The sequence below is a fragment of the Vibrio maerlii genome (assembly GCF_003415655.1).
Classification (GTDB): domain Bacteria; phylum Pseudomonadota; class Gammaproteobacteria; order Enterobacterales; family Vibrionaceae; genus Vibrio; species Vibrio maerlii.
In genome coordinates, this window is record NZ_QRHC01000003.1 from 532,484 (window position 1) to 555,966 (window position 23,483).

The window sequence follows — 23,483 nt, forward strand, 5'->3', positions numbered from 1 at the left end:
ATGAAAGGTATTTTCAAACTTATCACGGGTAATCCTGTGGCACTAATTGGCGTTTCAATCCTTAGCATATTCTTATTTATCGCTCTTGCAGCACCGTTAATTACTAAACATGCTCCAGACAAACGTACTGGTAATCCTCATGAGTACCCTGGCTTTATTGTAAAAGCTGCGCAAAGCAACCCTGATGGTTGGGTAGCAAAGAATCTAGCCGATGATCGCCGCACGCTGATCATGTCGAAGAAAGCGGATCACTCATTGGGCACATCACGTATGGGTCGTGATATCTGGTCCCAAGTGGTTTACGGCGCACGTGTTTCACTAGCGGTTGGTTTCGGTGCTGGTCTAACAGTGTGTTTCCTAGCGACCGTTATCGGTGTCTCAGCGGGTTACTTTGGGGGGCGAATTGATGACTTCCTGACAGCAGCAATGAACATCATGCTGGTTATCCCACAATACCCATTGTTGTTTGTAGTGGCCGCCTTCATCGGTGAAGCTGGACCTCTCACCATCGCCTTGATTATCGGTTGTACCTCCTGGGCTTGGGGGGCTCGTGTCGTACGCTCACAAACCCTAGCCTTACGTGAAAAAGAGTTCGTTAAGGCAGCTGAAGTGTTGGGCGAATCATCATTCCGCATCATCTTTGTTGAGATTCTACCTAACCTCATTTCTATCGTCGGTGCGAGCTTCATCGGCTCGGTGATGTACGCAATCATGATGGAAGCAACGATTTCATTCTTGGGTCTTGGTGACCCGAACACTATCAGCTGGGGCATCATGCTTTACAACGTTCAAACATCATCTTCGATGCTAATCGGAGCCTGGTGGGAGCTATTAGCACCATGTATGGCACTTACACTACTAGTAACTGGACTAGCTCTACTGAACTTTGCTGTCGATGAGATTGCTAACCCTCAGCTACGTTCACACAAAGGCATGAAGCGCTGGAAAAAACTGGCAAAGCAAGACAAGAAAGAGCGTGAGCCTGAGCTGCCACCTCAAAATGCACTATGGAGCGGAGACAAATAACTATGACTCAACCACTTATTTCTATCCGCAACCTGTGTGTTGACTACATCACTGATGCAGGCGATGTGCGCGCATGTAACAACGTGAGCTTTGACATTGCTCCTGGTGAAGTGTTCGGTCTGGCTGGTGAATCTGGCTGCGGTAAATCAACGGTAGCTTTCTCACTGATGCGTCTGCACAAGCCACCAGCGTTTATCACCGGCGGTCAGGTCATCTTCAACGGTGAAGATATCCTTCAATACAGTGACGAAAAGATGCAGGCATTCCGCTGGAGCGAGATGTCGATGGTATTCCAGAGTGCAATGAACGCACTCAACCCGGTTCTTACCATGGAAGAGCAGTTCTGCGATGTGATCATGCGTCACACCAACATGACACGTGAGCAAGCGGTGAAACGTGCGGAAGGTCTGTTAGAGATCGTCGATATTCACCCTAGCCGTTTGACCGACTACCCACACCAATTCTCTGGGGGTATGCGTCAGCGCTTGGTTATCGCTATCGCACTAGCGCTTAACCCGAAGATGATCATCATGGATGAGCCAACCACCGCTCTGGACGTGGTGGTTCAGCGAGAGATCCTACAAAAAATCTATGCGCTAAAAGAAGAATTTGGCTTTTCAATCTTGTTCATTACCCATGACTTGTCACTGATGGTCGAGTTCTCTGACCGTATTGGCATCATGTACTCTGGTGAACTGATTGAGGTTGCACCTTCAAAGCAAATACTGGAAAGCCCATACCACCCTTATACCAAAGGACTGGGTAGCTCTTTCCCTCCATTAACTGGCCCTAAGACGAAGCTAACAGGTATTCCAGGAAATCCATTAAACCTGCTGGATATTCCTCAAGGTTGTCGATTCCAAGCTCGTTGTGACCGTGTCCACGAAGCGTGTACTCGAGTTCCAACCAACCTTCGTCAGATAGAAGCAGGGCGTTTATCAAACTGCCACCTTTATGGTGAGCCTATAGCCGCTACAACGCTATAAAGCAGGAAGCACAACAGTAAGGCTGCACCACAAATCAAGATTAAGCAGCCTTACTCAAATAAGTTTTTGGAGACAGTTATGAGCACTAAATTTGGCGAACTCTTAGTAGAAGGGAAAAATCTAGTTAAAGATTTTCCTATCAGTAGTACCGCACTACAACAACCAATGATGCGAGCAATCAATGACGTATCATTCAAGATGTATAAGAGTCGCGGCCTCTCTGTCGTTGGTGAGTCAGGTTCAGGCAAATCAACCACAGCAAAAATGATTGCAAAAATGTATGCACCTTCAGACGGCAGCATTGAATACAAAGGGCGTGACATCCAAACGATCACATCTAAATCAGATCTAATGACTTACCGTGAAGGTGTTCAAATGGTATGGCAGGACCCGTTCGGTTCTCTCAATCCTACACATAACATCTTCCATCACATTGCTCGCCCACTGTTGATCCACAAGAAAGTATCTCCAGGCAACAAAAAAGAGCTTGAAGAGCGCGTTTATGATCTTCTTGAGCAAGTAGGCCTTATCCCACCAAAAGAGACTGCAGCCAAGTATCCACACCAACTATCGGGTGGTCAGCGTCAACGTGTCAATCTAGCGCGCAACATCGCTGTAGGTGCTGAGGTCGTACTTGCTGATGAACCAACCTCAATGCTTGATGTTTCTATCCGCGCTGGTGTTTTGAACCTAATGGAAGAGATGAAGTTTGAAAAGCAGATGTCCCTGCTCTACATCACTCACGATATCGCAACAGCGCGATACATCGCAGAAGACTTAGCAGTTATGTACGTCGGTCACATGGTTGAATGGGGCGATACCGAACAAATTATCCACGATCCTCAGCACCCATACACTCAGCTGTTGGTTTCAGCTGTGCCGGACCCAAGCAAATCTATCCATGAAAAGCTGAAAGGCAACAAAGGCGACATTCCACTGTGGACGCCAGAATCGGCAGGCTGTCCGTTTGCAGGGCGCTGTGAGCACGCGACTGAGCGTTGTCGAGAGCAATTACCAGAAGTCACTCAGTTAGCCGAAAACCACTTTGTGCGCTGTTACTTACACGAGCAGTAAACAGTGCTCGGCTCAGCGACCAAAACATAATAATTCCAATAAGAAAAACGTGGGAGGAAACACTCCCACATTCAATCCTCGCGATTGTCGGAGAACATCAGATGCAGCTACTCATTAACCAAATTGGTTACGAATCACAAGGCCCAAAGCAAGCCATTCTAAGCACTCGAAAAGAGCGCCTTTCTTCCTACACAGCACGACTGGTTTGTGCCGATAATCACATGACTGTCGCTACCTTAGACATAGTAAAACAGGGCACGGTAGCGAAGTGGCACCAAGGCAATTTCTATAGCATCGACTTCTCTGAGATCACTCAAACAGGGCGTTATTATGTTCAATACGACACCCTACGTTCAGACACCTTTGAACTTGGTCATGACGTATTGCAAACTCGCACCCTATCCGATTTGTTGCATTACTTTAAGTCACAACGCTGTGGTGGCATCTACGATAAACAAGATTCTCACGCACCAATCTTAAACTCAGACCGTACCGTCGATGTGCATGGTGGTTGGTACGACGCTTCAGGCGATGTGAGTAAGTATCTCAGCCATCTCTCTTATGCCAACTTTCTTAACCCTCAGCAGATACCAATGGTCGCTTGGAACATGCTCAAGGGGCTCCGTATACACCAAAATGGTGAACAGCTTGCTCCTTACTCCAAAGTACGCTTAGCCGAAGAAGCGCTGTACGGTGCTGATTTCTTAGTCCGTATGCAAGATGCCGAAGGTTACTTTTACATGACGGTCTTTGATAAGTGGAGCAAGGATACCAAGCAACGCGATATCTGCGCTTATGCCACTCAAGATGGCCATAAGTCTGATGACTACCAAGCCGGCTTTCGTCAAGGCGGTGGGGTAAGTATCGCAGCACTGGCAGCAGCATCTCAATTGGAAGCTTCTGGAGACCACAGCTCTGAGCAATACCTAGCGCGTGCAGAACAAGGCTATTGGCACCTTAAAAAACACAATGTGGCTTATCTTAACGACGGCCAAGAAAATATTATCGATGAGTACTGTGCCCTACTTGCCTCTGTTGAGCTGTATCGTGCTAGCCAAGATAAACGTTACCTGGACGAATCTGCACTTTGGGCTGATAAGCTGGCACTTCGTCAGCAATCTGACCAGCAGTTCGAATCATTTTGGTCTGCAACCGATCATGGAGAGCGTCCATACTACCATGCTGCCGAAGCTGGACTGCCCGTGATTGCCTTATGTGAATATCTCTCCATTGAGACTGACTCAGACAAAAAACAAGCGGCTCTTAATACCATCACCAACGCGGTCAGTTTTGAGCTCGCCATTACTAACAAGGTTACCAACCCATTTGGCTACCCTCGCCAATATGTGAAATCGCTATCGGGAGATAAGCGTGATGCTTTCTTCGTTGCTCATGACAATGAGTCTGGTTACTGGTGGCAGGGCGAAAATGCACGCCTTGGGTCACTCGCCGCTATGGCTTATAGCGCCTACCCTCACCTTGAAGATGAACAGCTAAGAGCATCTCTTCTCAATTACGCGCATCATGCATTGAACTGGATTGTGGGTCTGAACCCATACGATATGTGTATGTTGGATGGCCATGGTAAGAACAACCCTGACTACTTACCTCAGCTTGGATTCTTTAACGCTAAAGGTGGTATCTGTAATGGTATTACCGGCGGGTTTGATGATGAAGAAGATATAGCGTTTAACCCTGCTGGTCATAAGGATGACATGCTGCAGAACTGGCGCTGGGGTGAACAATGGATCCCACATGGAGCATGGTTCTTACTTGCCGTACTAATGCAATCCCAACACCTAGCAACTGAGCACCCAACTTCTAGCCCATCAACCAATGAGCAGGGAGTCTGATCATGAGCAAGTATTATGTCGGTATTGATGGCGGTGGTACTTCGTGCCGAGCTCGTATTCGAACTCAAGATGGCACGCTAGTTGGTGAGGCAAAAAGCGGCAGCGCTAATATTCTATTAGGCGTTGATAAGGCGATGGCGTCGATCGTCGAAGCCATTACCCAAGCAGCGAAACAAGGCGGATTGACTAACAACGATTTCGCATCCATGCACCTAGGCTTGGCACTTGCTGGCGCCGAGCAAAAGTCAGCATGGTATGAATTCATGGCCCTACCTCACCCATTTGCCAGTATCACTCTCAATACGGATGCTTATGGGGCGTGTCTTGGCGCACATAATGGTGATGATGGCGCGATCATGATCGGTGGTACGGGATCATGTGGTATTTACCTGTCTCAAGGCGATCAACACGTTGTGGGTGGACGAGAGTTTCCTATCTCAGACCAAGGTGGCGGCGCTGTGATGGGGCTACGTCTTATCCAACAAGTACTGCTTACCGAAGACGGCATCCGGGAAAAAACACCACTGGCTCATCATGTCATGCAGCATTTCAACAACGATGTTGATGCCATTGTCGATTGGTCTAAAACGGCCATTCCAAAAGACTACGGCATGTTTTCTCCGGCGATCTTCCAGCATGCTCACCAAGGTGATGAGTTGGCAATGGAAATGCTTAAGCAGACTGCAGCAGATATCGAAATGTTCCTTATCGCATTAAACCGCAAAGGGGCAGATAGAATCTGCTTAATGGGAAGCATCGCAGAACGCATCAAGGCTTGGCTCTCTCCACCCGTACAGCAATGGATTGTTGAACCCCAATTCGATGCCATTGAGGGTGGAATCATGATGGCTAACCAACCCCAACACAACCTATTCTCACTGGATTGAGGTCACTATGAGCTTACGTTTAAACCTAGAGGTTTTGTCTGAATCATTTGAGAATGAGTACGGTGGTCCATGTCGCTTTGGTCTTACTCTAAATAACCTCTCAGATGATCACTTAAATGACTGGAGCCTTCATTTTGCTCTCGATAGATTCATCACTCCCGGCAGTATTACCGAGGGTAAACTTGATCAAGTCGGAAGCTACTGCGTCGTTACTCCAAACAATAACCATTTGAAAGCCAATGAGCATTTCTACTGCGAGTTCACAATGAATACCGCACCGCTGCGCTTTCATAGTGATGGCTTTGACGATGCGTTCGTCGAGGTAAATGCCAACGGTAATCCGTTGCGATTGCCGGTCATGATCGCTCCACCGGTTTTAGCTTCACCGCATAAGCAGAGATCTTCTATTCCGAGTACAGAGCCTGCTGCCATGGCAATCATTCCCAAGCCTAACAATATCGTTCACCTCTCCGAGCAGGCGATCGAGCTATCAATCCTTGAGATTAGATTAAGCACCAACAAAGCAAAACTGGCAACAAACTGGTTTAAAGATCAGGCCTCAAGCACTTTTCAGCACCTTAGTTTTGGTAATTCGGATACTCGACTTACATTCATTGAGAAAAAGTCGCTCACACCGAGTAGCTACCAACTTCGCACCTCAATGATAGATATCGAAATCTCAGCTGCCGATGAACAAGGATTCTTACACGCGTGTGCCACGCTTCTACAGCTGATTGGGCAAGGTGAACAATCAGTTTCAATTCCTCATCTGAATATTGACGATGCCCCACGCTATTCATACCGAGGCATGATGCTCGATTGCGCTCGACACTTTCACCCTGTCGAAACAATTAAACGCCTAATCAATCAACTTGCTTACTACAAATTCAATACGTTTCATTGGCACCTTACCGATGATGAAGGTTGGCGAGTTGAGATAAAAGCCTTCCCACAACTCACAAAAATTGGAGCATGGCGGGGTGGCGAACAAGTATTAGAGCCTCAATTTACTCATCTAGCGGAGTCATACGGTGGCTTCTATAACCAACAAGAGATCAAAGAGATCATCGAGTACGCGCAGTGTCGTGGTATTACCGTGATCCCAGAGTTCGATATTCCCGGTCACTGTAGAGCGGCCATCAAGGCGCTTCCTGAACTGCTTGTCGATCAAGATGATCTCTCCCAGTACCGCAGCATCCAGCATTACAACGACAACGTATTGTCACCGGGAATTGCTGGCACTTACCAGTTCATTGATACGGTCTTAGAAGAAATAGCTGCGCTCTTCCCATCTCCTTATGTACATATTGGTGCCGACGAAGTCCCCAAGGGAGTATGGGTTGATAGCCCATCCTGTCAGCAATTAATGCAACAGCATGGCTACCAAGATCCAAAAGAGCTTCAGGGGCACCTTTTACGACATGTAGAAAACAAGCTTCGCTCACTAGGTAAACGCATGCTTGGTTGGGAAGAAGCTCAGCATGGCAACAAAGTTAGCAAGGATACGGTGATCTACTCATGGTTATCTGAACAAGCGGCAATCGACTGTGCCAAGCAAGGGTTCGATGTCGTATTGCAACCTGCTCAGTTCACCTATCTGGATATGACTCAAGACTTCGCACCTGAAGAACCCGGTGTCGATTGGGCGAATGTCATTCCGTTAGAACATGCATACCGCTATGAGCCACTGGCGCAACTAGCCGACAATGACCCTATCCACAAACGTGTGTGGGGCGTTCAATGTGCTCTATGGTGTGAAATCGTCAATAACCAAGATCGTATCGATTACATGCTCTACCCGCGAATCACCGCCATTGCAGAAGCTTGTTGGACCCAGAGCAAACACAAAGATTACTCGAACTACTTAGCACGACTCAAAACACACACTGAGTGGTTCGACAAACAAGGTATTCAATACCGCCAACCATGGAATTGTGATGCGTAGTACTGGTTTTTTACCCCAAAGACGGCGCATCAATTAAGAATAAGAGTGCTGTTGATACAGCAATAGAAAAGGAAACATTACAATGAAATACGGCTATTTCGATAACGAAAATCGCGAATACGTCATCACTCGCCCAGATGTACCTGCACCATGGACGAACTACTTAGGCACCGAGAAATTCTGTACCGTTATTTCACACAACGCGGGGGGTTACTCATTCTACAACTCCCCTGAGTACAATCGCGTAACCAAGTTCCGTCCAAATGCGACTTTTGACCGCCCTGGACACTATGTTTATCTACGTGATGATGAGACGGGTGATTACTGGTCTATATCTTGGCAGCCGGTAGCGAAAAACTTAGACGAAGCAAGCTATGAGGTTCGTCACGGTCTTTCGTACTCAAAGTTCACGTGTGAATACAGCGGAATCAGTGCTACCAAGACGCTATTTGTACCAAAAGGGGAAGACGCAGAAGTTTGGGCTGTCGTGATTAAGAACACCTCAGATAAACCTCGCACAATCTCAGCCTTCTCGTTTGTCGAGTTCTCTTTTAGCCATATTCAATCCGACAATCAGAACCATCAGATGTCGCTTTACTCCGCAGGCACCGAATACAAAAACGGTGTTATTGAATACGACCTCTACTACAACACTAACGACTTTGAGGGTTTCTACTACCTAGCTTCAACCTTTGAACCAGATTCTTATGACGGCCAACGTGATAGCTTCCTAGGTTTATACCGCGATGAAGCAAACCCTATCGCTGTAGAAAAAGGTCAATGTTCAAACACAGCACAAACTTGTTACAACCACTGCGGTTCCTTGCACAAGCAGTTCACCATTCAACCTGGTGAAGAAGTTCGTTTTGCCTACGTTCTTGGTATTGGCAAAGGTAACGGCGAGCGCCTGAGAGAAAAATATCAAGATAGTGCGAATGTCGATGCTGCATTCCAAGATATCAAAGCTCACTGGGATGAGCGCTGCGATAAGTTCCAAGTCAAATCACCGAATGAAGGCCTAGATACTATGATCAATGCTTGGACCTTATACCAAGCAGAGACCTGTGTAGTTTGGTCTCGATTTGCCTCTTTCATTGAAGTCGGTGGTCGTACGGGTCTGGGTTATCGTGATACTGCGCAAGATGCGATCTCTGTACCTCATGCCAATCCGCAAATGACTCGAAAGCGTATTGTCGACCTGCTACGCGGCCAAGTTCAGGCGGGTTACGGTCTACACTTATTCGATCCTGACTGGTTCGACCCAGAAAAGGCTGATGTAAAACCATCTAAGTCACCAACCGTTGTTCCAACGCCATCCGATGAAGATAAGATCCACGGTATTGAGGATACCTGCTCTGATGATCACCTATGGATTGTTCCAACAATCTGTAAATACGTGATGGAAACGGGTGAAACCAGCTTCTTTGATGAGGTCATTCCATACGCAGATGGCGGTGAAGCAACAGTTTACGAACACATGAAAGCAGCCCTTAATTTCTCGGCTGAATACGTGGGTCAAACTGGTATCTGTAAGGGCTTACGAGCTGATTGGAACGACTGTCTAAACCTCGGTGGCGGTGAGTCATCTATGGTTTCATTTCTGCATTTCTGGGCGCTACAAGAGTTTATTGATTTAGCTAAATTCCGCAATAATGCTGCAGATGTAGAGAAATACACAGAAATGGCAGCGAATGTTCGTGAAGCATGCGAAACACACCTTTGGGATGACGAAGGTGGTTGGTACATCCGTGGTCTGACTAAAGACGGTGACAAGATTGGTACCGCACAACAAACAGAAGGCCGCATCCACCTAGAATCGAACACATTGGCTGTACTCTCTGGTGCAGTTTCTCAAGAACGTGGTGAAAAGGCGATGGACTCAGTCGATGAGCATCTATTCTCTGAATATGGCCTCCACCTCAATGCCCCTTCTTTTGCCACGCCAAACGACGATATCGGCTTCGTCACACGTGTCTATCAAGGTGTAAAAGAGAACGGAGCGATATTCTCCCATCCAAACCCATGGGCATGGGTGGCAGAAGCGAAACTTGGTCGCGGCGATCGAGCAATGAAGTTCTATGATGCCCTTAACCCGTATAACCAAAACGACATGATTGAAAAGCGTATCGCAGAACCTTACTCGTACGTTCAATTCATCATGGGTCGTGACCACCAAGATCACGGTCGTGCAAACCACCCTTGGCTAACGGGTACATCGGGATGGGCCTACTTTGCCGTCACCAACTTCATTCTCGGTGTGCGTACTGGCTTTGAAGGATTAACGGTTGATCCTTGTATCCCAACCTCATGGCCTGGTTTTGAGGTCACCCGTCAATGGAGAGGGGCTACATACAACATCAGGGTAGAGAATCCGAATGGTGTCAGCAAAGGTGTCGCTTCTATCACGCTTAACGGTGAAGTCATCGAGGGTGCAATTCCAGTAAAAGCAGAGGGAAGCGAAAACAGCGTCGTTGTGGTTCTTGGTTAGTAGCGGCTCTTAAATAATGACGACGGTACTCTGTGAGGATAGCTCTTTGAAAATAGCTCGATGAAAACAGCTCATTGAGTACCGCTTTTGATGGTCGCAAACGGCCTATTTAGGTAAGGAAGAATTATGATTCAGTTTGGAACTGGCGGCTGGCGCGCTTTTATCGGTGAAGAGTTTACCAAGGATAACGTCCGACTCGTGGCTCAGGCCGTCGCCAACATCATCAATGATGAGAAAGCAGCGGAGAAAGGCTTTGTTGTTGGCTATGACCGCCGTTTTCTTTCCGACAAAGCGGGCAAATGGTTTGCTGAGGTGCTCGCCGCGAACGGAGTTATCGTCAGCTTTATTGATAAGTTTGTGCCAACCCCTATTGTTATGTTCAAGGCAAAAGAGATGGGCTGTGCCTACTCGGCCTGTATTACCGCTTCGCATAACCCTGCTGACTATAATGGCATCAAGGTGTTTATTGAGGGCGGCCGTGATGCAGACGAGGTGATCACGCAAAAGATTGAATCTCAAATCGCCAAGCTCACTAACCAAGACGTAAAGAGTATCGACTTTGATATTGCAGCCCAAAGAAAGACGATCTTAATCATCAACCCGATGAACGAGTTTGTCGATTCTATTATCGACTTCATCGATATTGACGCTATCAAGCAGGCTAATCTTCGTGTGTTGATTGACCCTATGTTTGGTGTGGCAAAGAATGCGCTGCAAACCGTGTTGATCAATGGTCGCTGTGATGTCGATGTAATTAACGATGGCAAAAACCCTGATTTCGGAGGCCTAATGCCATCACCAAGCGCAGCGACTCTTTATCGATTAAAGCACCTTGTTGCTGCAGAAGGTTATGACATCGGTATTGGTACTGACGGTGATGCCGATAGGCTTGGCATTATCGACGAGAAAGGTAACTTCATTCATCCAAACGAAGTACTCCTGCTGCTCTATTATTATCTCTTGGAGTACAAGGGGTGGAAAGGTTCAGTCGTCCGTAACATCGCAACAACGCATCTACTCGACAAGGTTGCTGCCGATTACGGTGAGAAGAGCTTTGAAGTCCCAGTAGGCTTTAAGCACATCAGTAGCCAGATGGAGGCTGACGATTCTTTAATTGGCGGTGAAAGCTCAGGTGGTTTGACGATTCGCGGCCACATCAAAGGCAAAGACGGAGTATTCGCATCAAGCCTATTGGTAGAGATGATTTCAGTCACAGGCAAAAAGTTGTCTGAGTTGCTGGATGAGATCTACAACAAATATGGTTACGCCTATACAGCAGAGGGTGACTGTACATTCAAAGCAAACCAGAAAGATACTCTCTATAACCGTATTTACGTTGATAAACAGCTGCCTGAGTTCGACTTTGAGATTGAACGAGTGAGCTATGAAGATGGTGCCAAGGTTTATTTCAAAAATGGTGGATGGGTTATCGCTCGTTTCTCAGGCACAGAGCCACTATTACGTATTTTTGCGGAGATGGCAGATAAAGACACTGCAGAATGTGTTCTTCAACAAGTAAAAGAGTTTTTGGCACTGTAATCTCAGCGGTTGAATAAACTCTAAATACTCAAAATAATTGGAGTTGCAGCTAAGCGACAAGACAATTCAACGCTATGAGCATAGTTCGCTATGTGATTAGGGGGAATTGGCGTAGTCAACAACGCTGCAGCTTCAAGAATGAAGAGTATTAGTGAACCCTATAGGTGAAGAACATATTGACCCGACCATACGCCGGGTCCTTTTTAGAAAGCGAGCAACTCATTTGCCTGAATATTGATCGTCACACGCTGGCCCACTTCCAAGGCCTCATCTGAACTAGCGGTTAGCTTCTGACCATTTAGCTCAACCGTATATCGACAGTGATCTCCCATAAAGTGCAACTCAAGGACACGAATCGAGCTATCAATACTGGACGTCAATTTAAGCTGTTGAGGACGAATAAGCAGTTCACATTCAGCGCCCCGCTCGATGGTATTTTTGTCCGTTGCTGCAACGTCACCTAACTCTGTCTGATAGTGTGTTTCCGAGGTTCTTGTGGCCTTGATGTAGCTGCCACCTCCTAGGAAGTCTGCAACAAACTTGCTTGAGGGTTGGTGGTAAAGCTCCGATGCTGAACCAAACTGTTCAATCACACCGTGATTCATTACCGCCATTTTGTCAGCGAAAGCAAAGGCTTCTTCTCGGGAGTGCGTAACGAAAACGGCTGTCACACCTTGCTTCTTAAAAATGGTTCTAATCTGGCTAATCAACTCATGGCGAACCTGAGTATCGATATTCGAAAACGGTTCGTCGAGCAACAGTAAGTCAGGTTTATAAGCCAATGAACGAGCAATGGCGACACGCTGCTGCTGACCACCAGAAAGTTGGTGAGGGTAACGCTCACCATAACCGTCTAGATGAACAAGGGACAGCATTTTATCAACAATAGCTTGCTTCTCAGCTTTACTCATTCCTTTAAGACCAAATGCCACGTTATCCGAGACCGTAAGATGCGGGAACAGTGCGTAATCTTGAAAGATCAAACCAATGTTTCGCTGCTCTGGTGGCAACCAGTTTTCACCATCATCAATCATGCGACAGTTCAAACTCATTTGACCGCTACTAAGAGGTAACAGACCTGCAATCGCCTTAAGTAGCGTGGTTTTGCCACAGCCACTCGCCCCAAGAAGACAGATAATCTCACCCTTCTTGACCTCTAGATTCAGTGACTTAAGCACAGTCTGGTCATCATATTTGCAGGTAAGGTTACTAATTGATAATGCACAGCTCATTAGTGATTCTGCTCCAGGGAACGGTTAACAACAATAAGTGGAATAAGCCCAACCAGTACCAAAAGTACTGCAGGCATCGCCGCAAGCTCTAGATGTTCATCAGACGCGAAGTTATAAACATACGTAGCTAGGGTTTCAAAGTTAAATGGTCTTAGTAGCAGTGCTGCATTAAGCTCTTTCATCGATTCAATAAAGACCAGTAAACCAGCAATCAACACACCACGTTTTATCAGTGGGAAGTGCACTCGCCAAAGCATCGCATTTTGACTACAACCCATGGTTTTCGCAGCCATATCTAGAGAAGGCGATACCTTACTTAGACTGCTCTCAATACTACCAATAGCGACCGCAGAGAAGCGAACCACCAACGCAAAGATAAGAGCAAACATAGTTCCAGAGAAAATCAACCCAGGACGCTGCCATTCCATATACTTAGCAAAGTCATTCACACTATGATCGAGACTCAATACCGTAACCATCACGCCGATCGCTAGTACGGTACCAGGAACCGCATATCCCATCGAAGACAAGCGCATAGAAGATTGGCTCATTTTACTCGGTTGCAAGCGGTGGTAGAAGTTCACAACTAGGGCGACAAGTACACCTATAATTGCAGCAGAGAAAGAAACTTGCAGGCTATTAATTGAATACTGCTGGAACTCTTGAGTCCAGCTTTGTGCAAAGTACTTATAGGCGTAAATACAAAGCTGTAGCAGCGGCAAAATAAATGCCACTGACACCAAGCCCCAACACCAGATTAAAGCCAACCATTTCTTCCAACCGGAGAGCTCATAACGAAAGCTTTCATGGCTATTAAATTGATTCTGGAATAGCTTTTGTCTGCGACGACTGTATCTTTCTGCGCTAATCAATAACACCACAAACAGCAACATGATTGCTGAAATCTTAGCCGCGGCATTGAGGTTCGAATAACCCAACCAAGTATCATAAACCGCAGTGGTCAGAGTGTTGACCGCAAAGTAGCTAACCGTGCCAAAATCTCCAATGGTTTCCATCGCCACCAGTGACAATCCTACCGCAATGGAAGGACGAACCAACGGAAGGGAGATACGCACAAAGCTCTGCCAAGGCGAGCACTTCAACAGGCGAGCCGATTGCAGCAAAGAGACGTTCTGCTCCATAAAAGCGGCGCGGCATAGCAGATAAACATAGGGATAGAGAACTAAGGCCAATACCCAGATAGCCCCACCGAGTGTTCGAATATCAGGGAACCAGTACTCACCTGGCCCCCACCCAGTCAAATCACGCAATAGAATCTGTACAGGGCCGGCAAAATCAAACCAATCAGTAAAGATGTAGCCAACGATATAACCAGGCATAGCGAGAGGGAGAACAAGCGCCCATTGAAGAATTCTCTCACTGGGGAGGCGACACATCGCCATCAACCAAGCAGAGGGAACACCCAAGAAGAGAGAGAGCACCATAACACCAACCACCAATACTATGGTGTTATAGGTGTAGGTAGGCATCACTGTCGCAAAGAGATGTGAGAACACATCATTGCTTTCACCAACAGCGGTATAGAAGATGGCTAAAATAGGCAAAACCAACAGCAGGGTAAAGACCCCACTGCTGGTTTTCCAAACAGAATTCTTTTCTTTCATTAACGAAATCGTAGTGACCTGAACTTGCTTCGGTTTTAGAGTCTTCTAAAACCTAAAAAAACTGAGGGTATTATACCCTCAGTTATCGCTATCTTCGCAAATTAAAGGTCAAACTTCACTTCGTCTAACAGCTTGATTGCTGTTGTGTGATGTTCTGCAATCTCATCTAGAGATAGCGTATCTGCTTTGAAGTCACCCCAAGATGCCACCAGTTCAGAACGCTTAACACCCTCTTTCACTGGGTACTCGTAGTTTACTTCTGCGTACATCTGCTGTGCTTTATCGCCCGTTAGGAATTCCATTAGCTTCTGAGCGTTCTCTTTGTTTGGAGAGTATTTCGCCATCGCCATACCAGAGATGTTTACGTGAGTACCGGTTGCCTCTTGGTTAGGGAAGTTAATGTAAACCGCATCAGCCCATGCTTTCTGCTCTTTGTCGTTAACCATCTTACCTAGGTAGTAGCTGTTACCTAGAGATACGTCACAAAGGCCTTCTTTAATCGCTTTAACTTGTCCACGGTCATTACCTTGTGGCTTGCGTGCTAGGTTTGACTTAACGCCTTCTAGCCACTCTTTCGTTTCTGCTTCACCTTTATGAGCAATCATCGAAGAAACCAGAGAAACGTTGTACGGGTGCTTACCACTACGAGTACAGATCTTACCTTTGAACTCAGGTTTCGCTAGATCAGCGTAGTTGAACTCAGCGCCTAGTTTACCAACACGGTCACGTGAAGAGTAAACGTTACGGCTGCGTAGAGTTAGAGCAAACCACTCGTTTTCATTATCTTGGAACTGAGCAGGTACGTTCGCTTCAATTACATCGCTGTTTACTGCTTGAACTAGACCTTTGTTAGTCAGTTCAGCCAAACGGCTAATGTCAGTTGTTAGGATCACGTCTGCTGGGCTGTATTCACCCTCTTGAGCCAACTTTTCAGCTAGACCTTTCTTAGCGAACTTAACGTTTACTTTAATACCAGTTTCGTTAGTGAACTCTTTAAACATAGGTTCAACTAGGAAAGGTTGGCGGTAAGAGTAAACATTGACTTCTTCAGCTGCCATTACTGATGGCGCGATTGTGCTACATGCAAGAGCAGAAAGAGCTAGCAGTTTTTTCATTGATTCATCCCTTAGATATAAATGATAACGTTTATCAGTTGCGTTATTATATTCATACACAAACAGAAAACAATGACCTTAAACAAAAAAAACCTGCTCTTTCGAGCAGGTTTCAAGTCGGTAATTTGTAAATCTTGGTAAATTATTACTTAGAAGTCACGAACTCTGGGTAAGCACCAACACCACAATCGTGCATGTCCATACCTTCTAGTTCTTCTTCTTCCGATACGCGGATACCCATCGTTGCTTTTAGTACACCCCATACCACTAGGCTTGCTGCGAATACCCAACCGAAGATTACTGCTGCACCTAGAAGCTGAGCACCGAATGTTGCATCACCGTTGCTTAGTGGCACAACCATCACACCGAAGAAACCACACACACCGTGAACTGAGATAGCACCTACTGGATCATCAATCTTAATTTTGTCTAGACCGATGATGCTGAATACTACGATAGCACCTGCAACTGCACCGATTGCTAGAGAGAATACCGGTGATGGAGATAGAGGGTCTGCAGTGATTGCAACCAGACCAGCTAACGCACCGTTCAGGATCATAGTCAGGTCGGCTTTACCCCAAGTTGTCTTACACACTAGCATTGCTGCAATCGCGCCCGCTGCTGCTGCTGCGTTAGTATTTAGGAAGATTTGACCAACTGCTGTTGCGTTCTCGAAATCAGAAACCATTAACTGTGAGCCACCGTTGAAGCCGAACCAACCCAACCATAGGATGAATGTACCTAGAGTTGCTAGTGGCATGTTTGAGCCAGGGATCGGGTGAACCTCACCGTTCTTACCGTATTTACCCTTACGAGCACCAAGTAGAAGTACGCCAGCTAGAGCTGCTGCTGCACCTGCCATGTGAACGATACCTGAGCCTGCGAAGTCACTGAAGCCTGCTTCAGATAAGAAACCACCACCCCAAGTCCAGTAGCCTTCCATTGGGTAGATAAACGCAGTTAATACTACTGAGAAGATTAGGAAAGACCAAAGCTTCATACGCTCAGCAACCGCACCAGATACTACTGACATCGCTGTCGCTACGAATACTACTTGGAAGAAGAAGTCAGACTCTAGTGAGTGGTCTGCGCCTTCAGCTTGAGTACCAATTAACGCACCAAATGATGGCAGCCAACCGCCCTCACCATTGTCAACGTACATAATGTTGTAGCCTACTAACAGATAAGTCGTACAAGCAATCGCGTATAAGCAGAAGTTCTTAGTTAAGATTTCTGTTGTATTCTTCGAGCGAACTAGGCCTGCTTCTAGCATTGCAAAACCTGCTGCCATCCACATAACCAACGCACCTGAAAGAAGGAAGTAAAAAGTGTCTAGGGCGTATCGTAGTTCTGATACCGTTGTTGCTAATTCCATAATGGTTATCTCCAATCCTTTGAATTCTTAAAGTGCTTCTGCATCCATCTCACCAGTTCGGATACGCACTGCTTGAGATAGGTCATACACGAAAATCTTACCGTCGCCGATTTTGCCCGTTTGAGCCGCTTGGCTGATCGCATCAACAACTCGGTCGACATTATCAGCCTGAGTAGCGATCTCTAGTTTTACCTTAGGAAGAAAGTCCACTTGATATTCTGCGCCACGATACAGTTCTGTGTGACCTTTCTGACGACCAAAACCTTTTACCTCAGAAACCGTCATCCCTTCGATTCCTGCATCCGCTAGTGCTTCACGAACATCATCCAATTTGAATGGTTTGATTATTGCGTTGATAAGTTTCATTGCATCTCCTTCGAGCATTTATTCCTTTAACACTTATTCAACAAACAACTTGTGTGCCAACTTTTTTAATAGTTTATTTTCAATAACTTAAATAAAAACCGAGTAAATACGCAAAAGGGCTGCACCATATATGTGCAGCCCTTTCACTTAATTAATGCATCTTTTGGTAATGCACTCAGTTTGTGCACTTACCTATTTTTATCGACCTTGGGTGATAAATTGATGCCATTGTTCCATCATTGTTAGGAAGTCTTCTAAACCACAACTCGCGGTGCTTTCACTGTCATAAAAATCAAACTCTGAATCACCAAGCTCTTGCTCATGACCGAGAACATTCTCTTCCACAATGACATCAAATTGGTGGATAGATAGAGAGATCTCTTTACCCTCGAGTCTCACCTCTTCCATTGGGTTTTGCTTCGCTTGATCGATAATAGCTAGGACTTGGTCGATCTTCGTCAGCTCTTTCCCCACTTCTTCTTGTAGCCAACGTGCAACAATCTCATGGCCCATACTGCACTTCACGTAAAACTCTCCCATTAGGGTGTTACGAGTAAATTGAAACTCCATAGGATTGCCTTTTGGTTAATTTTTAATGCTTCGCGGGAGTATACAGGGAGATATGGGGATGGGAAACGGGTTACGTGGATATGTATAGGAGCAATTCTTACCAAAAACTTTTCCGTTACCTGTAACGAAGCGTCCTGTTACCTTTTCCAAAAAAACGCCCACCTTTCGGTGGGCGATTGAATATCATCTTACGTTAGACTTGGCCTTACGCTGGCTCTTGGAAAATCACCGTATCGGCTTTTTCTGTGTATTGAGTCATCTTATGGAAATTCAAGTAACGGTATGTATCAGCTGCTGTTGCATCAATCTTCGCTGAGTACTCTAGGTACTCTTCTTTAGTTGGAATACGACCTAGAATCGCACCTACCGCAGACAATTCAGCTGATGCTAGGTATACGTTCGCTCCTGTACCTAGGCGGTTCGGGAAGTTACGCGTTGATGTAGACATTACTGTCGCCTTATCCGCAACTCGAGCTTGGTTCCCCATACACAGTGAACAACCTGGAGTTTCAATACGAACACCCGCGCGACCAAAGATACCGTAGTAACCTTCTTCTGTTAGCTGGTCTCTGTCCATCTTCGTTGGTGGAGCCACCCATAAACGAGTGCTAAGGGAGCCATTGAACTCTTCTAGCATCTTACCCGCAGCACGGAAGTGACCGATGTTAGTCATACAAGAACCGATGAAGACCTCATCAATTTGAGTACCTTGAACATCAGAAAGCAGACGAGCATCATCCGGATCGTTTGGCGCACAAAGCACAGGCTCTGTAATGTCAGCGAGATCGATTTCGATAACGTGTGCGTACTCTGCATCTGCATCCGCTTCCATCAACTCAGGGTTCGCAACCCACTCTTCCATCGCTGCGATACGACGCTCAATCGTACGCACATCACCATAGCCCTCAGCGATCATCCACTTAAGCATAGTGATGTTCGAGTTTAGGTACTCTTCGATAGACTCTTGAGATAGCTTAACGGTACAACCCGCAGCAGAACGCTCTGCCGATGCATCCGACAGTTCGAACGCTTGCTCAACAGATAGGTGTTCAACACCTTCGATTTCTAGTACGCGACCAGAGAACTCGTTGATCTTACCTGCTTTCTCTACCGTTAGTAGACCCTGCTTGATGCCGTATAGAGGGATAGCGTGTACAAGATCACGTAGTGTGATACCTGGTTGCATTTCACCCTTAAAGCGAACAAGGATAGATTCTGGCATATCAAGAGGCATAACACCTGTCGCTGCAGCAAAAGCAACAAGACCAGAACCTGCTGGGAAAGAAATACCCAGAGGGAAACGAGTATGCGAGTCACCACCTGTACCCACAGTATCAGGTAGGAGCATGCGGTTTAACCATGAGTGAATAACACCATCACCTGGACGCAGTGAAACACCGCCGCGGTTCATAATGAAGTCAGGTAGTGTGTGGTGCGTATTTACATCGACTGGCTTTGGATATGCCGATGTGTGACAGAATGACTGCATTACAAGGTCAGCAGAGAAACCAAGACATGCAAGGTCTTTCAGCTCATCACGCGTCATTGGCCCCGTAGTATCCTGAGAACCAACCGTCGTCATCTTAGGCTCGCAGTATTGACCTGCGCGTACACCTTCAACGCCACATGCCTTACCCACCATCTTCTGAGCTAGCGTGTAGCCTTTATCAGAAGCTGAAGGGTCCACTGGTTTAGCGAATAGTTCAGTTTCTTCTAGACCAAGAGAAGTACGAGCGCGACCAGTTAGGCCACGGCCGATAATCAGAGGAATACGACCACCAGCGCGAACTTCATCAAGCAGTACCTTACTCAGTTCAAAGCTAGAGATCTCTTCACCGTTTTTACGCACAACGCCTTCGTAAGGGAAGATATCAATCACATCACCCATGTTCATGTTTTGAACGTCGAGCTCGATTGGTAGTGCGCCAGAGTCTTCCATCGTGTTGTAGAAGATAGGAGCGATCTTACCGCCCAGACAGATACCACCTGTACGCTTATTTGGTACGTATGGGATATCTTCACCCATAAACCACAGCACTGAGTTAGTCGCAGACTTACGTGAAGAACCTGTACCGACAACATCACCAACGTATGCCAGTGGGATACCTTCTTTTTGTAGCTCTTCAATTTGTTCGATAGGGCCAACAGTACCCGGTTGATCTGGGTTGATGCCATCACGTTCCATTTTAAGCATCGCTTTTGCATGCACTGGAATATCAGGACGAGACCACGCATCAGGTGCAGGAGAAAGATCATCGGTGTTCGTCTCACCCGTTACCTTGAATACTTTTACTGTGATCTTCTCTGCTACTTTCTCTTTTGAGGTAAACCACTCAGCGTCAGCCCAAGATTGCAGCACTTGCTGAGCAGCAGCATTACCTGCTTTCGCTTTCTCCTCTACATCGTAGAAAGCGTCAAACATAAGTAGTGTGTGAGATAGTGCTTTAACAGCGATTGGGGCAAGATCAGCATCGTCTAGTAGAGATACTAGAGATTCAATGTTGTAGCCACCTTGCATTGTGCCAAGTAGCTCTGCTGCTTTTTCACGGCTCACTAATGGAGACGTAACCTCACCTTTGGTGATAGCAGTTAGGAAGCCTGCTTTTACGTAAGCAGCTTCATCTACACCTGGTGGAATGCGATTCTCTAATAGGTCGAGAATGTATTCTTCCTCACCTTGAGGGGGGTTCTTAAGAAGTTCAACTAGGCCAGCAACTTGCTCAGCGTCTAGTGGTTTTGGAACAACTCCTTCAGCAGCACGTTCTTCGACGTGTTTTCGATAGGCTTCAAGCACGACTTTTTTCCTCTCATTGCGGTCCACCCTGCGTTTTACAAACAGGTATGAACATCCTTGGAAACTTGGCTCTCCATTGCCAGTGTAGCTATTCAAATTTTATGATGAGCAGCGCCAGAGAGGCCAAACTGTGGGAAGCAGAGTAGCAAATTTAACCTTAAATTAAAATCTGATCATTTTGACCAACATTGCAAATTGGAACAAAAATTCACGAATAATCATGCAGTCACAGCGATTGACTCGACCAAAGTCGTATGCCAATCGCTGTTTTGCTGAGGAATTGATTAGAAAGAGCTACCGATGATCAGGTAAAAAGATTCATAGCTTTGCTCTGTTCGTCCGTAGCTCAACATGATTGGCCCAATCGGTGAGTCAACACCAGCAAAAACCGAGCCCGCTGCATACATAGGAACATCTGAGAAACCAAAATCAGGATCACTCCAAACACCGCCATATTCTATTGAGGAACCGACATAGAAAGGAGATGAAAACAGTCCAAAGTCATTATCAAACCAGCGATAACGATAGACTAAACTGGTAAAGAACTTGTTTGAACCGAGCAAGCTGTTACGAGGTGTACCAGACAAGTTTAGGAAACCACCCAGGTTCTGAGGATCGACCGAAACGGTTTCGTTTTTACTATCAAAGAAGTTGAAATCCACGTTACCGACTATGGTATGCCTATCAAACGTGAATGCCTTCATCCCTTTAGCATACAGTTCATAGCTGGTGTCATCAGGGATCTCATCAGGGAAGATAGGGTCCGGCGTATGATCATTCGAATCATGAGACACCTTATACTCGATATGAACGTAGTTACCTCGAGTAGGTAGGCTGTAATTATCTAGGCTATCCGCTCGGTAACTGACAAATCCGGTGGTTCTTTTGTAATTGAAATCGGAGATATTATTGATGTAATCGAGCTCATTTTTACCATCGGTGTAGCGCAGACCTATCTTAAACTCTTGCCACAATTCATTTTGGTAACCGAAGGCGAGCTCACCTGTCGTTCTGTGATAGCTCATTTGCGAAGCCGAATCGATACTATCAAGCGTCGGTGCACCCTCAGTCAGGCCTTCAATTGGAAACAGTCGCTTTTCGTTGCTGTAAGACAGTCCGATTTCATGAAAGAACTTACGGTTACCTCGAGTCGGTGAGTACCAAGAGGCCTCCACGAGTTTATCTGTACCTAACTCAAGGTTGGTACGTAGCTCAGCACCAAACTCAGATAAACCGGTAAAGTTGGTTGTAACACCAATCGAATACTGACTCTGGTTGGTAAAGTCATCCTCTAAGAAGAAACGGAAATCAACATAATTCGGTCCCCACTGTTTCTCTTCTACCTCAAACTCCACCACGGTTTCATCACCAAGATAGCTATCTTGATACTCATAGGTCACAAGCTCAAAACGGTCGAGTACGTAAAGGCTGCTGACCTTATCTTCAAGCTCAGAGGTGGTATATTTCTTTCCAGGCTCTAGCGCTAAGTTTTCACTCAAAACATCGTAGTGGTAGTGGGTATTGTTGATGATGCGAAACGAGTCGATAACCTGCTCGTCACCGTACCTTAGCTTAGCGCGAGCCGCTTGCTTGCCATCGATATAAGCTTGATATTCCGCCCCATGCAAGGCTAGGTGTTGAAGCTCCTCTTCAAACGACTTAGCAATGGCGTAACCTTCTCGGTAAGCCTCTGGCATTTTATCAAACTCTGTGGTTTCCATCGTGCCCACATCAGGACGCATGTAGAAGTCTTTATCAGTAAGGAGTGCTGATTGCTCTTGAGTGCTGCGTCGAACCATGTAGTTCGATAGCTGATCGGCAACTGAGAATAGGTCGGTAAGTTCTTCGCGGGTTTTATAGTTGGTACTGATGTCTACTGCGATGATGATATCGGCACCCATTGCTCGAGCGAGATCAACGGGCATATTATTGGTCACACCGCCATCCACTAGCATACGACCATGTAACTCATAAGGAGGCAGCGCACCGGGTACGGACATGCTCGCCATCATGGCATCCACTAAGTAGCCCTTATCAAGTACCACTTCTTCGAGCTTGAGAATATCGGTTGCCACTGCGCGATATGGAATCGCAAGGTTATCGAACGAGCTGAAATAACCAAGGTTACCTGTCGTTTCACGCAAAATAGCAAGCATGTTCTGACCTTGAACAACACCCGTTTGCGTTTCAACGCCCCTCCAGGTTAAACCAAGATCGGTTCGGATCTGATATCGGTCTTCGACTTCCTTATCACGAACACGCCTTTGGCTTCGATCAACGCGATCTTGATACCCCTTATTCCAGTCAACACTGTAAATGAAACCTTCAACCTCATCGGCGCTCATACCGGTCGCATAGAGACCGCCAAAATAAGATCCCATACTGGTACCAGTGATCATATCGACCGGTATCTGCATCTCTTCTAGTGCTTTTAATACACCGACGTGAGCGGCACCTTTCGCACCACCACCAGCAAGTACCACTGCTACTTTTGGGCGTTCGCCTTCAAACTCTGCATGATGTGCAGAGGCATAAAGAGGGGTTACGCAAGCGACAGCGAGAGAAAATACCTTCTTCCACGTGCGAATAAACATCTGTAATCCTTTAC

At 46.3% G+C, this 23,483-nt stretch carries 16 protein-coding genes; 8 read left to right on the forward strand and 8 right to left on the reverse strand.

Going from position 1 to position 23,483, the window contains the following annotated elements:
* The 8 genes from DPF91_RS06800 to DPF91_RS06835 all read left to right on the forward strand — a co-directional run bounded on the left by DPF91_RS06800 (position 1) and on the right by DPF91_RS06835 (position 11,798).
* Entirely contained in the window at positions 1-1,026 is a 1,026-nt protein-coding gene (locus DPF91_RS06800; RefSeq protein WP_117233671.1) for an ABC transporter permease, read from the forward strand.
* A gap of 2 nt (positions 1,027-1,028) precedes the next feature.
* A complete protein-coding gene (locus DPF91_RS06805; RefSeq protein WP_117233672.1) occupies positions 1,029-2,012 on the forward strand; it encodes an ABC transporter ATP-binding protein in 984 nt (327 codons plus the stop codon).
* A gap of 78 nt (positions 2,013-2,090) precedes the next feature.
* Positions 2,091-3,086, forward strand: a complete 996-nt coding sequence (locus DPF91_RS06810) for an ABC transporter ATP-binding protein (RefSeq protein ID WP_117233673.1) — start codon at positions 2,091-2,093, stop codon at positions 3,084-3,086.
* Positions 3,087-3,187: 101 nt separating this feature from the next.
* Positions 3,188-4,939 carry a glycoside hydrolase family 9 protein gene (locus tag DPF91_RS06815; protein ID WP_117233674.1) on the forward strand — a complete coding sequence of 584 codons (1,752 nt, stop codon included), beginning with the start codon at positions 3,188-3,190 and terminating at the stop codon, positions 4,937-4,939.
* 2 nt (positions 4,940-4,941) lie between these two features.
* Complete coding sequence (locus DPF91_RS06820) at positions 4,942-5,826, forward strand: glucosamine kinase nucleotide-binding domain-containing protein (protein ID WP_117233675.1); 885 nt, start codon at positions 4,942-4,944, stop codon at positions 5,824-5,826.
* 7 nt (positions 5,827-5,833) lie between these two features.
* Complete coding sequence (locus tag DPF91_RS06825; RefSeq protein ID WP_117233676.1) at positions 5,834-7,771, forward strand: beta-N-acetylhexosaminidase; 1,938 nt, start codon at positions 5,834-5,836, stop codon at positions 7,769-7,771.
* 82 nt (positions 7,772-7,853) lie between these two features.
* A complete protein-coding gene (locus tag DPF91_RS06830; protein WP_117233677.1) occupies positions 7,854-10,259 on the forward strand; it encodes a glycoside hydrolase family 94 protein in 2,406 nt (801 codons plus the stop codon).
* Positions 10,260-10,385: 126 nt separating this feature from the next.
* Positions 10,386-11,798, forward strand: a complete 1,413-nt coding sequence (locus DPF91_RS06835; RefSeq protein ID WP_117233678.1) for a phosphoglucomutase/phosphomannomutase family protein — start codon at positions 10,386-10,388, stop codon at positions 11,796-11,798.
* A gap of 203 nt (positions 11,799-12,001) precedes the next feature.
* Here DPF91_RS06835 and DPF91_RS06840 read toward each other — a convergent pair whose 3' ends face one another.
* The 8 genes from DPF91_RS06840 to DPF91_RS06875 form a co-directional block, all read right to left on the reverse strand.
* Positions 12,002-13,030, reverse strand: a complete 1,029-nt coding sequence (locus tag DPF91_RS06840; RefSeq protein ID WP_117233679.1) for an ABC transporter ATP-binding protein — start codon at positions 13,028-13,030, stop codon at positions 12,002-12,004.
* A complete protein-coding gene (locus DPF91_RS06845; RefSeq protein WP_117233680.1) occupies positions 13,030-14,655 on the reverse strand; it encodes an ABC transporter permease in 1,626 nt (541 codons plus the stop codon). The genes DPF91_RS06840 and DPF91_RS06845 overlap by 1 nt, the downstream gene beginning before the upstream one ends.
* A 101-nt stretch (positions 14,656-14,756) precedes the next feature.
* Positions 14,757-15,770 (reverse strand): Fe(3+) ABC transporter substrate-binding protein, encoded by a 1,014-nt coding sequence (locus DPF91_RS06850; RefSeq protein WP_117233681.1) that lies wholly within the window; start codon positions 15,768-15,770, stop codon positions 14,757-14,759.
* A gap of 145 nt (positions 15,771-15,915) precedes the next feature.
* Positions 15,916-17,145, reverse strand: coding sequence for an ammonium transporter (locus tag DPF91_RS06855; RefSeq protein WP_117233682.1), 1,230 nt, complete (start codon positions 17,143-17,145; stop codon positions 15,916-15,918).
* A 27-nt stretch (positions 17,146-17,172) separates the two neighbouring features.
* Entirely contained in the window at positions 17,173-17,511 is a 339-nt protein-coding gene (locus DPF91_RS06860; protein WP_117233799.1) for a P-II family nitrogen regulator, read from the reverse strand.
* A gap of 198 nt (positions 17,512-17,709) precedes the next feature.
* Entirely contained in the window at positions 17,710-18,081 is a 372-nt protein-coding gene (locus tag DPF91_RS06865) for a YacL family protein (RefSeq protein ID WP_117233683.1), read from the reverse strand.
* A gap of 205 nt (positions 18,082-18,286) precedes the next feature.
* Complete coding sequence (gene acnB, locus DPF91_RS06870; RefSeq protein WP_117233684.1) at positions 18,287-20,875, reverse strand: bifunctional aconitate hydratase 2/2-methylisocitrate dehydratase; 2,589 nt, start codon at positions 20,873-20,875, stop codon at positions 18,287-18,289.
* 284 nt (positions 20,876-21,159) lie between these two features.
* A complete protein-coding gene (locus DPF91_RS06875) occupies positions 21,160-23,469 on the reverse strand; it encodes a patatin-like phospholipase family protein (protein ID WP_117233685.1) in 2,310 nt (769 codons plus the stop codon).
* Between the last annotated feature and the right edge of the window lie 14 nt (positions 23,470-23,483).